This window comes from Microcoleus anatoxicus, from assembly GCF_042465725.1.
GTDB lineage: Bacteria > Cyanobacteriota > Cyanobacteriia > Cyanobacteriales > Microcoleaceae > Microcoleus > Microcoleus anatoxicus.
In genome coordinates this window covers 3,902,017-3,916,169 of the sequence record NZ_CP120853.1, presented here as the reverse complement: position 1 = coordinate 3,916,169, position 14,153 = coordinate 3,902,017, and the positions used below count along the sequence as shown (strand labels likewise).

General features: G+C 44.2%; 12 protein-coding genes. All 12 read left to right on the top strand.

The features are described 5' to 3' along the window. Positions 1 to 2,169, top strand: coding sequence for a hypothetical protein (locus P2A85_RS16995; RefSeq protein WP_377474044.1), 2,169 nt, complete (start codon positions 1 to 3; stop codon positions 2,167 to 2,169). Between the two features lie 18 nt (positions 2,170 to 2,187). Further along, the gene (locus P2A85_RS16990; RefSeq protein WP_377474042.1) at positions 2,188 to 3,273 is read left to right on the top strand and encodes a hypothetical protein; all 1,086 of its coding nucleotides are present in this window, start codon (positions 2,188 to 2,190) and stop codon (positions 3,271 to 3,273) included. Further along, positions 3,215 to 4,522 carry a VWA domain-containing protein gene (locus P2A85_RS16985; RefSeq protein WP_377474040.1) on the top strand — a complete coding sequence of 436 codons (1,308 nt, stop codon included), beginning with the start codon at positions 3,215 to 3,217 and terminating at the stop codon, positions 4,520 to 4,522. Before P2A85_RS16990 ends, P2A85_RS16985 begins: the two co-directional genes overlap by 59 nt. A 2-nt stretch (positions 4,523 to 4,524) precedes the next feature. Further along, positions 4,525 to 5,346, top strand: coding sequence for a hypothetical protein (locus P2A85_RS16980; RefSeq protein WP_377474038.1), 822 nt, complete (start codon positions 4,525 to 4,527; stop codon positions 5,344 to 5,346). A 54-nt stretch (positions 5,347 to 5,400) separates the two neighbouring features. Then, positions 5,401 to 6,315 carry an ARC6/PARC6 family protein gene (locus P2A85_RS16975; protein ID WP_377474036.1) on the top strand — a complete coding sequence of 305 codons (915 nt, stop codon included), beginning with the start codon at positions 5,401 to 5,403 and terminating at the stop codon, positions 6,313 to 6,315. A 10-nt stretch (positions 6,316 to 6,325) separates the two neighbouring features. After that, positions 6,326 to 7,084 (top strand): D-alanyl-D-alanine carboxypeptidase family protein, encoded by a 759-nt coding sequence (locus P2A85_RS16970; protein WP_377474034.1) that lies wholly within the window; start codon positions 6,326 to 6,328, stop codon positions 7,082 to 7,084. Between the two features lie 39 nt (positions 7,085 to 7,123). Further along, the gene (locus P2A85_RS16965; RefSeq protein ID WP_377474032.1) at positions 7,124 to 8,584 is read left to right on the top strand and encodes a VWA domain-containing protein; all 1,461 of its coding nucleotides are present in this window, start codon (positions 7,124 to 7,126) and stop codon (positions 8,582 to 8,584) included. Continuing rightward, entirely contained in the window at positions 8,581 to 8,745 is a 165-nt protein-coding gene (locus tag P2A85_RS16960; RefSeq protein WP_377474030.1) for a hypothetical protein, read from the top strand. The genes P2A85_RS16965 and P2A85_RS16960 overlap by 4 nt, the downstream gene beginning before the upstream one ends. Before the next feature lie 8 nt (positions 8,746 to 8,753). After that, a complete protein-coding gene (locus tag P2A85_RS16955; RefSeq protein WP_377474028.1) occupies positions 8,754 to 9,155 on the top strand; it encodes a hypothetical protein in 402 nt (133 codons plus the stop codon). Positions 9,156 to 9,753: 598 nt separating this feature from the next. Further along, positions 9,754 to 11,136, top strand: coding sequence for a VWA domain-containing protein (locus P2A85_RS16950; protein ID WP_340550062.1), 1,383 nt, complete (start codon positions 9,754 to 9,756; stop codon positions 11,134 to 11,136). A 161-nt stretch (positions 11,137 to 11,297) separates the two neighbouring features. Continuing rightward, positions 11,298 to 11,858 (top strand): FHA domain-containing protein, encoded by a 561-nt coding sequence (locus tag P2A85_RS16945; protein WP_377474026.1) that lies wholly within the window; start codon positions 11,298 to 11,300, stop codon positions 11,856 to 11,858. A gap of 276 nt (positions 11,859 to 12,134) precedes the next feature. Continuing rightward, entirely contained in the window at positions 12,135 to 14,153 is a 2,019-nt protein-coding gene (locus tag P2A85_RS16940; RefSeq protein ID WP_377474024.1) for a PP2C family protein-serine/threonine phosphatase, read from the top strand.

Sequence of the window (14,153 nt, the reverse complement as noted above, 5' to 3'; positions counted from 1 at the left end):
ATGAACTCACCAATCCTTCAAATTCACGAATTTAGCACCGGCATTCAAGCAGAAAGAACCCCCGACGGCGGATGGGTATCGCGGGGATTTACGGGCCAATATATAAACAGAACCCTTGACCCCCTTCCTACTGCTGTTGAGAATGCCATTAGAAACAGGGATTTTGCCGTTGCTGAAGGTGCATCCAGGGACAATCCTGCAATCATTGGCCGCGAAGTGAGTGATGGTGCCGAAAATTGGTCAGTCATTGCTGTTGTCACCAGAGGTGGAGACGATCGCGGCCGTAGCGCTTCCATGTATCGTTACTTTCTCTGCAAAGGAGCGGGCAATTTGTGGCAGATTCTGGCTTGGATCGAGTCTGAACGGCAAGGGGGACGGATGCCTGTTTTCGACCCCTTTGAAACGAAATTTATGGGGCAGCCCAATCAATTTTCTGTTCCCAATCAACCTCAAATTTCTGTGCGCCCTGAACTCGAACAATTATTGGTTAATAATGTTCCAGTTATTGTTCCTTTTGGGGAGCCCTGTACGACATTAATTGTCGATCGAATGGCGACAGAAAAAGCCAGACGAAACAATCAGCTTGTCGCCTGGGCTTTTCAAGTAGAAGCCTTGGAGCAACCCAGAGGTTTTTTGGTGATTCAGCCCGCTAGCGAAAAAGCCCAAGAATTATTGCACAGGGCGATGGCTAGCACCCCTCAATATACCGCCCCCATTGCTAGGGAGTACGAGATTAAATCGGCAATTAAAGGTTTGATTAGTCGGGATAAGGTCAAGCCGGAGCAAGTGGAAGTAATTGAAACATCAATTAACCAAGTTAAAGATAGCGATTGGGAAGTGATTTTCAACGGACAAGGGTCTTCCCAGGCTCTCAGACAGGGAATTTACAGCCCTCAAATGGTGCGTCTTTTGACCCTGAGAGCGATGGTAATTCCCCAGACATTGCCTGACTTTTTGGATTGGATGCAGCAGCGGGGAAAACAGGAGGATCATTATCAAGTTTCCGAGGTTTTTCAATCGGAGATTAGTAACTTTTTTACTCAAGATCCTGGCCAACTATCGTATATTTTGAGTAGAATAAATCAAGGACTTATGTTGATAATTCCTCGAATTATCCAGCACCCAGAACTCTTAAATCCTACTGTCTGGCTTTTGAGTGCGCCCTCTGGGATTTGGAGGAAACTCTATTATCAACTTGTTCAAAAAGATATTAAGAATGAATTGATGAGTAAGCGGGTCAATACTTGGCAAAACGCCACCAAGACGCAAAACCCTCAACCCAGTATCACTGATGACCCTGAGTGGAAACAACTATTCCACGAATTAAGAGTTTACTGGCAGAATCGTCCTTATGATGAAAAATATTTGCCATTAGCTGAACTTTTTAGCGGGTTAGATGAGGCAGAAATGGCTGCATTTTTTTATCAGGTAAGTTTGGGTTGTGTTCCCAAAAAGATATTTTATCGACTCAAGCAGGAAGGCTGGAACCCTAATCTTCCTGTTTATGGCTTGAAAATCAAAAAACAAGTAGGTTTAGCAGAGTCTTTGTTGGTTTCACTAATTGAAATAGGAGGTAAAAACGTGCCACTTGCACTTGTAGTTATACTGCTCATCTTGACCTTTATCGGAGGATTTTGGTCTGGTGGAGGATTAAATAGTTCCAAAAAACCAGGAGAAACTACTAGAAATGACTCAAAGAATGTTCAGCAATCCGATGTACCAGGAATTCTAAACAATGAAAGATATGGAAATCCTACCGACTATGCGCCAATACCTCCAAAAAACGACAAAAAAGGAGAGTCTAATGGTTCTCAAATAGATTCAAATCCAAAGTATCAAGAAGGAATTAAACCCAACAGATTCCAGAAAACTATTGATTCCATTGACCAAATTGTCAGAGAGGTAAAGGGCGAAAAGGGAGAACAATATGAGCAGGATATTCTCAAAGCACTTAAGGATATTTTGGATGTTCCCAATCTAAATTATGACGGAGCAAAAAAATACTATCCTCAAGAACAAATCAAGTTAGTAGAAGCTATTTATTCATACCAAGAAAAATCTGGCTTCAAGGGTTATGGCTATCTGGATGGTCCAAATCGAGACACAAGTAAGCTTTTAAAACAACAGATCAAATCTAAGTTAGAAATTCGGAATCTACAAGGAAATTAATGAGGTTGACATGGAATTATGATGAGAAGCTATCTGTACGTACTCGCGGGCATTACATCAGCCTTGATTGGCTGGAACCTCGGTCAAGTATTCCTTAGTGACTTAGGTTTACTGAAGCAATTTTCCGCACTGATACTCTTTCCCTGCATCGGAGTGGCACTGAGCGTTGCAATGGTGTTTACTGAAATTTTTGTCAGTACCCCCACTAGACCTAAATTGTGCTGGCGAATTGCCTTGTTTCCCCTGAGCATTGCGGCAGGATTGGGGATATTTTTTGGCTTGATTTCTGGGGGCATTGCCCAGATTGTTCTCTTGCCACAAAATCCGTTTGATCGTCGAATTTTGAGAATCGTTTGTTGGCTGTGCATCGGCGCTTCCACGGGCATCGCTGAGGGGGTTACTTGGCGGTGGCACAGCACGGAGGCGGGAGATGCCAAGCGTTTTTGGCAGCGCTTCCAGACAAGTGTAGTTGCCAGCGTTACAGCGAGTTTGGCCGCGGTTTTGATTTTGGAAATCCTGGGGCAAATCGGAGTTTTTTCGGGGGTACTGAAGAATGTGGCAGACCCCTTGGGTTTTTCGATATTGGGAATGTTATTGGGTTTTGGATTGAGCCGATCGACATCTCCTAGCTACATGGCTGCTCTCAGGGCTGGTACTGGTTTTGAATACACAGGAGAAAATTATGACGATCAATTTGGTAGCTCGAACATCGCACCTGCTTATCCTGCCATTGATAAACAGCAGGCAAAACTCAAGTTTGTTAGCGATAGTGAATCCGACAAAATTGAGGAAGGTTTATCAATTCAACTGCCAGAAAAAGGCATTATCAGAATTGGTTCTGCTCCCAAAGCAAATATCCAAATTCCGGGACTGCCCCTTCATGTTGCTGACTTGGAAGTGAAAGCCCGTGAAGCTATTCTGAAACCTAATGCTAAGTTCTACGGCTGTATCGAAGTGAATGGCGAGCGCCTGAGTTCTCGCAAAGATATTTCTCTCAAACACAACTATCTCCTAACTTTTTACCCCGAAGATGAATATACAACCAATGGACAAAAATTCTACCGATTTGTTTACTACAATCGCTTCCTTGACCCGCAAGCTTAGTCTATCTGCACTGCTGGCTTTTTCTCTGGGAAATCCCGCCTGGAGTCAGGCAAAAACTGCGGAAATTGTCGGTAAACCCACAGTAGATGACGATCGAGTGACTGTCCGCATAAAAGTCAAAGATGCTAACGATAAACCTGTGATGGGTTTACAGGATACAAATTTTAGCTTGATAGTCGATCGCAAACCACTGAAATTTCGCGGCAAAGATTGGAAAAGTCCCGATGAAACCATACCACCTCCGGCTTTCATTATTGTGCTGCTAGATTACAGCGGCAGTATGCAGCAAAAAGATAGTCAAGGTACTAGCAAGATAGAAGGAGCTCTGAAAGCCATTAAAGAGTTCACAACAGAACTTGGCAATCGTTGTCCCAAGAATTCAACGGTTGAATGTCCCACACCCAAGGTGTCAATTGTCCCCTTTGGCGACCCCGGACCTGCTTGTGCAGGGAATCCAGTTAATCAGAAGGTATTAGCACAAAAAATCTTTTTGCCTGCTAATTCTTTCCAATTAAATGATTATCTGGATTCCCTGGCGGCTCAAAAACCTTGTGCTTCTACAAATATTTATGAGCCTCTGAGTAAATCGATGCAGTTTTTGGCTACCGATCCGAGTTTTTCTGTACCAGAAGATTCTAAGCAACCGCAGCCAAGATTGTCTGTAGTTCTGTTATCGGATGGCTATCACAATAAACCTAATGAAGAGCGAGATTTCAATAATTTATTAGCGCTATTGAAGCGCAATGAAAAAATCACTGTTCATACTTTGGGTTATGGTTTCACACCAGCGCAGTTGGGGCAGAAGTATGGTTTGGGGAGACCGGCTAAGCGTTCTGATATTGGTAAGGGCGATCGCAAAGTTCCTGAAGAGGAATTTGTGGACGAAAATCGTTTAGCAGAAATCGCTAAAGTGACGGGCGGTATCGCTGAGTTTTCCCCTAATTCTCAAGCGGTGGCTGAGAAGCTGAAATTATTTCTGAATGCTCTTTTGGGCGAGTACGAAATTAGCTACCAGCAGCCGGATGCCGAACTCGCTTCTAAGCACGATGTTGTGGCGATAGTTCAATCGGATGGTGCTTCTAAGGTGCAGTCAGAATCGGCATCTTATAGGATCGAAGTTTTTGTGTCATCGCTCCCATTGAACACTCGCTTGATGATGCTGCTAGGGGTGTTGGTAGCCATAGGTGCTGGGGGTATTTTACCCTTTTGGCTGTGGGCGAAACATTTAAAGCAAGAAATGGAGAATTAGAGATGAAAAGCTTTCATTACTTCACGAAATTATTGGCTAATGGTCTACTTTTAATGAGTTTTGGATGCGCTGCTATGCCTAACAGTAAAAATCAAGCATCAACAAGTTCAAAGGGATGTTTAGACAAACCAGAACAGTCACTAGAAATTCAAAATGTTAAATCTGTCATATTAGGAGAGCAGATGTTAAGAGAATCAGTAATTGCTAATCAGAGTAAATCAATGGGATACACCTTTGAAGCCAAGGCTAATCAAAAACTGACTTATACAACTAATCAAAATGTTTGTATTTGGGTTTTCACACCCGATAATCAACTCTTGAATACTGGGGTTTTACCCACCACTGGAAAGTACACAATTCAAATATCTGCACCCCAAGGATCTACGACTGTTGACTTATCAATGGGTTTAGATGTTGCACAAGCAACTCCTGCAAGTACACCTAATTCCTCAGCAGTGACATCCGCGCCTTCTCCAGAAAGTACACCTAATTCTGCCCCGCCTGCAAATACCACTGCTACTCGAACCTCCCGATCGAACTTTCCCAAATCTACTTGCGGAGATCCTTTACCTACCAATCCTAATGATTATCCGGTGGATTTTTATCCGGTTTACCTACCCGACAGCGAAGCTAATTTACAACTAGCGCGATCGCGCTTTTGCCAAGATGCCTTATTTAAACAACGAAAAGATACTGGAAGCATAGTAGTTCAAGTAGCTTCCTTTAGTAACTATCAAAGAGCCATAGAGTTTAGGGATTTTTTAAATTCTGAAACTAGCGGTTCTAGTATAGGCCCTCCTACAAGATGGCTAAATAAGCCTTGAAAATTATCCGAAATAAAATGACGATCAATCCTAGAACTTGTTACATAAAACAACATGAAAATAATCTGGCTTTATCTAGTATTAATCATAATTGGCGGATGCAGTGCTGTTTCTTCCAATCCCAACTTGAATTCAGTATTGGCTGGTAGCACTTGCCCCGAAAAACCTGCAAGCACTTTAGAATCCAAAAATGTCAAACCTATTTCCCTGAATACTTCTGGAACTATTACGGAGTCAAATAAAAACCTTGATCCCAGCAAATCTTTAGGTTATACCTTTGAAGCTCAGTCAGGTCAAAAACTCAGCTACAAACCTACAAACAATGTCTGTATTTGGATTTTTACACAGGATATTACTCTTGTGAACCATACAGCTTTTCCCAAGTCAGAAGAATACGCTGCTGCTTTGCCCAAGTCAGGAAAATATACTATCCAAGTTGAGGCACAAAAAGCGATCGCAAATTTTAACTTAGAAATGAGTTTAGGCACTTTGCAAACATCTGCAATTCCTGCGGTACGTGCTAGTCCCCAGACGACATCTAATAATACTCCAAATTCACCTTCATCTAATACCAACAGTAGCGCGTTGACTCAACAACAAGCTAGTCAAGTTATTCAAAATTGGCTGGATGCTAAAAAACGGCTATTCGCTCCTCCCTATGAAGAGCAATTAGCTGCTAATTTTACCATTGGCGAACGTTATATTAAAACCACTGGTGCTATTAAATGGCTGCGAGAAAACAACGCTTACTATGATTACAAAACAGCTAAAGTTGACTCATCTAATAACTTATCTGTTTCTTCCGATCAAGCGCAAATAGACGTTAATATCAGTGAAGATCTAGTGTTGTATGTCAACAATCAAGTCGATTCAAGCGTTACTACTAATGGCGTTAAAACAACGGCGTATCGATTTTTCTTAAAATTAGATGCAGGTACTTGGAAAATAGAAAATGTTGAAAATCTATAGGTAATAAAGCATGAGCAAAAAAAACAGTCATAACTTTTCATTTAAAAAATTTCTGTTAGCAACAACGATAATTGCTTCTATTCTTACTACGATAGCTGCAACATGGCTGGTGCTACCACAAATTTATCCAAAACCTATGAAGCAGGTTTCAACCGTCAAATTGTCAAGCGTCGTAACTCCCGTCCAGAAACAAAACTCTTCTAATTTGATGGGGCATTTGCATTATCCAGAAGCAAATCAAAATGATTTGATTATTATAGCCAGCTACGCTCAACAGCAGTATCAGCGGTTCGAGTATTTAGATCGAGAAGCTGCAAAAGCACTGATGAAACTCATCTATGCTGCTCGCGATCAAGGAGTTTGGATTGTTCCTGTTTCAGGTTTTCGTAGCATTGAGAGACAAAAAATTATATTTGATGACCAAATAGCGCGTCTCGGCTCTGTTGAAGCTGCTTCAAAAGTCAGTGCTCCTCCAGGCTACAGCGAACATCATACTAGCTATGCTGTGGATCTAGGTGATGGTAGGTTTCCCAAACAAGACATTACAAATACTTTTGTGGATACTGACGCCTATCGTTGGCTTAACCAATACGCCAAAGAATATGGATTTGAAATGTCTTTTCCTCTCAACAACTCTCAAGGCGTTCTGTTTGAACCTTGGCACTGGCGATTTATAGGTTCATCTCGCGCAGCTACAATTTTTTCCAAAGTCACAGATGGTCAACAAGTAAATAAAAGTGATGCCCAATATTACCAACAGACAAAATAATTCTGAGTAATCATTTTGCGAAAATAAGGAGATTTGACTGTGCAAAACTTTTTCGGACAATTAAGACAAAAACTTAGCAAACCCATACTTTTCGGCCTCTACGGAGCAGTGGGTTGCCTGGGTGCTGCAACATTATTAGGTGAAGCTTTCCTAGCACTAACCAAACTTCCACCAACTCCCCGATCGCCCCAAGCCATCGTTTTATTAATCGACTGTTCCGGCAGCATGGATGAAAAAAAGAAACTGCAAGAAGTCAAATCTGCGGCTCAAGCTTTCCTACAGCGACAAAACCTTTCACAAAATAGCCTCGCCGTCGTTGGATTTGGCAGTAACGTTCAAGTTGCAGCGCCCCTAAGTGGCAATAAATTAATGCTCGATCGCGCGATCACCCAACTGTCTGACGGCGGCGGTACCAGGATGGACATCGCCATCGAAGCAGCAGCACGAGAACTACAGTCAACCTCCAAGCCGCGCAACATTCTGCTATTTACTGACGGAGAACCAAGCAATGCGGGAACAACCCTAACAGCAGGACAATCAGCCAAAGCTCAAGGAATCAACCTGGTTGCTGTGGCTACTGGGGATGCCAACACCAACTTTCTCACCCAGCTTACCGGCAATCCATCCCTTGTCTTCTACGCCAACTCTGGGGACTTCGATCGAGCATTTCGCCAAGCAGAACAAGCCATTTACAGCAACCAACTCGTGGAATCGGGGCCCACAGGCGATTACAGCTTGCTCTACTCCGTGCTGCGAATTAGCGGATGGACTGCCCTGTTAGCGATCGGCACTTCCTTAGCTCTGATAGCCGGTCAAAACCATTACCTGCGCCGTCGCCTCCTCACACCCAGCGAGGGAAGTATCGGTACTGGGGGTGGCCTCGCGGCGGGAGTTGCAGCAGGGGCGATCGGGCAACTCTTATTTTTACCCGTCGCTAGCATCCCCATTCTTGCCCTTGGCGGCAGAGTCATTGGCTGGACTATCCTCGGCACCTTCCTCGGCGGCGGAATGTCCTTCTTTGTCCCCAATCTCGAAATCCGTCGCGCCCTACAAGCTGGAGGTATTGGTGGTGCAGCCGGGGCGATCGGTTTCCTATTAGTTTCTGCCATTTCTGGAGATTTGGTAGGGCGACTGGTAGGTGCTGCGATCGTCGGTTTTTTCATTGGTTTGGCGATCGCCCTAATTGAAGATTTGAGCCGAAGAGCGTGGCTAATCGTCCATTGGACAGCCACAGAACAGCCCTGCATCAATTTAGGTACAACACCTGTAATTTTTGGCAGTTCAGAAGATGCTCACATCTACTTGCGGAAAGACTTAGGTTATCCGCCTGTTGTAGCCAAAATCTACCTGGAATCAGGAAAAATCATTATGCAGTTTGATGAGGAAATGCAAAAACAAAAAGGCATGAAAATTTTGAGGCACGAACTAGCCAATGGCGACAGGAGAAAAATCGGAGAGGTGATGATTGAAGTAAAAACTGCTATGGAGAAGTTGCCATGAATTGTAAAAAAGGCGATCGGACTAAATTTCGGATATTCATTCAAGATTTACCGACTCCGACCAAAGAAACCGGGTTTTTACTTAATTTGTGGGTAGCAATGAAGTATTTTCGTAAAAAACCCGGTTTCTGGGAATCCGCGCAGTTTGCAAGATATTTGTAGGTAACTCAATGAAATCAAACACGATCAAATACACCCTTGCTCTGAAAGTTAAAGACTGCCCAGACCCTAATGAGGAGTATCAATATAGTCTCAGCCTCAATCTGCATCAGGAAAACAACCCAGAGAAAATATTCACCTCCGAAATTCGACAAAGTATGCGAACCAGCTTGCAAAATCAAAGTCAATCTCTAATCAACGACAATCACCTGAATCAAATGATAAATAAGTGGATTCAAGACATCAAAGAAGGATATCGAAGCTGTCCCATTACTCTTGATTTACCCCGTGGTCCTTCACCAATTGACCAATTGCAGGAAGCGGGAAATCAAGAGATGCCGACCCCTATCTATCCAGATTTATCTGAGATAGCGCCCTGTTGGGGAATGCTACCACCTCTGAATTTTTGCTGATACATCTTGCACCGCGATCGAACAATACGATTCAGTTAACACTGTTAATTCCCCGGAGATCCCCCTAAATCCCCCTTAAGAAGGGGGACTTTGAGCAACTTCTTGTCCCCCCCTTTTTGGTGGGTGCCCATTGGTGTCAACCAGCGCAAAAACCTTTATATCTCTCGTTTCTCGCCGAGCCTAGATCCCCCTAAATCCCCCTTAAGAAGGGGGACGCAAGAGCCGACTCTTGTCCCCCCCTTTTCACCGCGATCGAACAATACGGTTCAGTTAACACTGTTAATTCCCCGGAGATCCCCCTAAATCCCCCTTAAGAAGGGGGACGCAAGAGCAACTTCTTGTCCCCCCCTTTTTGGTGGGTGCCCATTGGTGTCAACCAGCGCAAAAACCTTTATATCTCTCGTTTCTCGCCGAGCCTAGATCCCCCTAAATCCCCCTTAAGAAGGGGGACTTTGATCGGACTCTTGTCCCCCCCTTTTTAAGGGGGGCTAGGGGGGATCGGAGGCTAGACACGGCTCGATCGCTAAAGTGCCAAATATCAGTAAAAAAACAGCAAAAATTTCCAATTCTGTGAGATAATTTACCCAAGGCAAACACAATGCTAAACGTCCAAATCGCACCCCACCGCGAATTCTTACCAGCCGATTCTTCAGAGCAAAAACTATTTGTAATGTTGAAGCTGCGGCCTAAAAAAGAAGTAGCAAATACGCGGCCGCCCACAACCTTTGTTTTTCTAATTGACACCAGCGGTTCCATGCGTGAAGTTGTCGTCGGTGATGTCGTACCCACTGGCAATACCTTTATGGTGGATGGTCAAGAGTATATGGGAGTCACCGGAGGGGAAACCAAGATAGATATTGTCATTGAGTCTCTCAACAGACTGATTCATTCTGGGAAACTTAGTGCAAGCGATCGCATAGCCATTGTCAAGTTTGATGACTCGGCGGCTACTTTGATTCAACTCACTCCAGCTACTCAAACCAGTCAGTTAGAAAGTGCGATCGAACAACTCCGGGATTTTTCCGGCGGTACGCGCATGGGATTGGGTTTGCGCGGCGCATTAAGCTTGCTCTCCGGGCAAAGCATGACCATCCGGCGCACCTTGCTATTCACCGACGGTCAAACCTTTGACGAAGATGTATGCAGGGCGATCGCCAGCGAATTCGCCTCCAATAATACCCCCATTACCGCATTAGGAGTTGGAGAATTTAACGAAAACTTACTCACCTATCTCAGCGACACCACTGGCGGAATTCCGCTTCATATTGTTGCGGAAGAAAACCCAGGCGGTGCAGCAGTTTCTATTAGCAAACTGCCCGATACAATCATTCAAGAATTCACCCAAGCGCAACAAGAAGTCATCACCAACTTAGCCTTAACTGTGAAAACAGTAAAAGGAGTAAAACTGACTCGCATTGTCCGCGCCTATCCCTCTCAAGCCGAATTTTCCCTCACTCAAGACCCCTATCCCATTGGCAATGCTGTAGGGAACGATGAAACCGTTTTCATCTTAGAATTCAGCATGGAAAGTCGCGCCGCCTCCCGCGTCAGAATTGCCCAACTTGGCCTAACCTACGATGTACCAGGACAAAACCGACGCGGTGAATTGCCCCCTGCAAATCTACTCGTACAATTTGTCGCCGGACAAGTAGCAGCCCAAGTAGATCAAGAGGTAATGGGTTATGTACAACAGTGCAATATTTCCCAACTTGTTGGTGATGCTACTCGCATTGCTGAAAGCAATCCTCAGAAAGCGCAAGAATTGCTAGAAACGGCCCGCCGAATGACTGTAAGAATTGGCAATGATGCTATGACTCAATCTCTCAATCAAGCTCAAGACGAGTTGCGAAAAACCCGCAGAATTTCCGATGGAACTCGCAAAACCGTCAAAATGGGTTCCAAAGGTAAAACCGTCAAAATGGGCGGAGATATCAATGATGAGCTTTCGGAAGAACAAATTCGGAATCTATCAGGAACCTAGACAAAAATTACCCAGTTGGTTGAGCGAAGTCGAAACCCTATCCTGTTGGTTGAGCGAAGTCGAAACCCTATCCTGTTGGTTGAGCGAAGTCGAAACCCTATCCTTCGACTACGCTCAGGAACCGCCTAGTCTAAACGATTACAAACAAAGGAACTAAAACCATGACAATTACTTGCCCCGCCTGTAGTTATGACAACGCCGATGATGCAGAATTCTGCGATGCTTGCGGCTACGAATTAGGAGCACCCAGCGCACCGCCTGTAAGTGCCCCTGTTAACGCCCCTTTTACTCCACCTGTATCGTCATCTTCAGCCCCTACTGTGGTTCTGCCAGACCCAATTTCTCCTCCGCCACCAATTCCCCCTACTTTCACACCTTCCACTGGAACTGCGAGGCTGATTTCCAAACAATCTAACGTGCCTACAAGCGAATTTCTGCTAGATGGAAGCAATGCAGTTATCGGCAAATTTGACCCAGATATGGGGCCTGTAGATATTGATTTAGATGGGTTTCCGGGAGACGAAACTATTTCTCGCAATCACGCAGAAATTTATCAGGAAGGAGGAACATGGAAAATTAAGGATCTAGGTTCAACTAATAGTGTTTTCATTAAACGGGCTGGTCAGTCTAAATTTGGGGCTAGGATTACTATGCCTGAGATTTTGAATAGTGGAGATGAAATTGCGATCGCCAAAATTCGCTTCCTCTTCCAAATTCCTTAATTAGGATTTACTGAGATCTTGCACCTTTCTCAATTAGCTGTAGGGGCGGGTTCACCGACAGCCTCTCTGGTTGTAGATAGGTTCAATAAACCCGCCCTCCCCCACCGAAAATCTCCTTATAAGGCGTGTAAAATCTGAGATTTACCGACTTCGCCAAAGAAAGAAACCGGGTTTTTATCGAATCTGCCCGTTGCAACGAATATTTTTCGTGAAAAACCCGGTTTCTGAACTCCAAATCCACTACCAAAATCTACAACGAAATCACTGCCTACTCCTATGACAAATACTTTGGTAATTCAAGAAGGAACTCAGTTTTCCATCAATAACTTCAAATTAGAGATTTTATCCTATTTTGGTCAACTGAGAGCAGGAATTCACTACTTTAAAGTGAAGATTCAAGCCGATGATGATACTGCTAAAACAAACAATTTTGGATTGTTGCGTGTTGGTGCTTCCGAAGGTGCATTAAAGCAAGAAGTTGAACTAAGGGAGGTTTTGAGTGGCTATAAAATGATTGGAGAGCTACTGGCAAAGACTACCAAAGATTCTGTAAAGGTAGATTGGCGATCAGTTGAACATTCTCAGCCACAGGAACCGGAAAAGCCGGAAATAAACACAAATTTTGAGCAGCTAGAATCTTTGGCAAATTCAGCAGAGCCAATCTTCAATGAAGCAGAGCAAAATGACGAAAAATCTGTCGTAGCCCCCGAAGATGCTACTGATGAAACCAATCCAAAACTTACGGATGGGGGCGCAGAAATTGGTGGGGTTGATGATAGTTCGTTGCAGCCAGCAGATTCCCTAAAAAACCTGGTGGTTGAGCCTTTAGACCCTTCGACTACGCTCAGGGAGCGGGGAGAACTAAGTGGAAACCCGGTTTCTGTAGTGGAAACGCCTCAGTCTTGTACTGCTGATGCAACTAATGGAGAATCCGAGTATTTAGAGGAGGAATGTTACCCAGAAGAGGAAATGTGTGCAGATGAGGGCGATCGCAAACTACTACTATTAACCTATCTCCCTGAAGACAACACAACCTTAGAATCTTGGCTAGGAGAAGATAACTCCTTAGAATCCTGCTTATCCATAACCAGTCAAGTTTGTCAATTCTTTCGCTATATTCACAAGCACGGGTGGTGCTTTGTCCAAATCCTTCCCGAATTTATTGAACTAGGAACTCCCATCAAGTTTTTTGATTTAACGGGAGCTTATCGACTGAATGAAAAATTGCGATCGGGCTTATCAGAAAACTACGCCGCTCCCGAACTCGCCTATGGCAGCCATCCCATCCAAGAATCAATGAGCAGCTATACAGTAGGAGCTTTATTGTATCACGCCATTCACAAACAACCCCTTTCCTCCACCAGCCAAATCGACCTGAAAATCAACCCCATTCCCCGAATTTACCAACTCCTAAAAATTGCTCTCTCACCCTTACCAGAAGAACGTTTTCCCTTGTCTCAACTCTTAAGTCTCTTGGTAGAAACCAGGCAATCTTTACAAGGTACTAAAATTGACTGGAATGTCGCCAGCCGATCGACTACCGGTTTATCCACCAGTCGCTTGCAAAATGAAGATAGTTATGGCATTCGCCAAATGCAGTTAAGCAATTCCGAAACCTTCATATTAGGAGTAGTTGCTGATGGCATGGGTGGAATGTCTCAGGGCGAAGTTGCTAGTAAATTGGCAGTTCAAACAGTCCTGGAAGAACCCATCCCTGCTGAATTCAACACTATAGAACAAAAAGCTGCATGGCTGGTTTCATTAGTGCAGAAAGCCAATGAATCTGTAGCTACTCATGTGCGCGACGGTGGAACCACATTAAGTATCACTTTAGCAGTCGGACGAGATTTGGCGATCGCCCATGTTGGAGATAGCCGCATATATCTTCTCAGACAAGGAGAAATCCGCCAATTAAGCGAAGACCATTCACTGGTAGCCATGCTGGTAGCCAGCGGTCAAATCACCCCAGAAGAAAGCTTAGATCATCCCGATCGCAATGTGCTCACAAAGTCGATCGGCTCAAAACGCAGATTAAGCGATGGCTACGTCCAACAATTAAGCCGTTCAGATCAAAACCTATCCTTAGCCTTAGAAAACGGTGACATCTTGCTACTATGTTCCGACGGCGTATGGGATTTAGTATCAAATGCAGAAATAGCTCAATTTTTTACCCATAACAAAACTTTGCAAACAGCCGTTGATGAAGTCATTAATTGCGTCCTTCAGCGAGGAGCATCAGACAACGCCACACTTCTAGCCTTAGAACTTAGCAGCCATCCAGACAACCGTTACTAA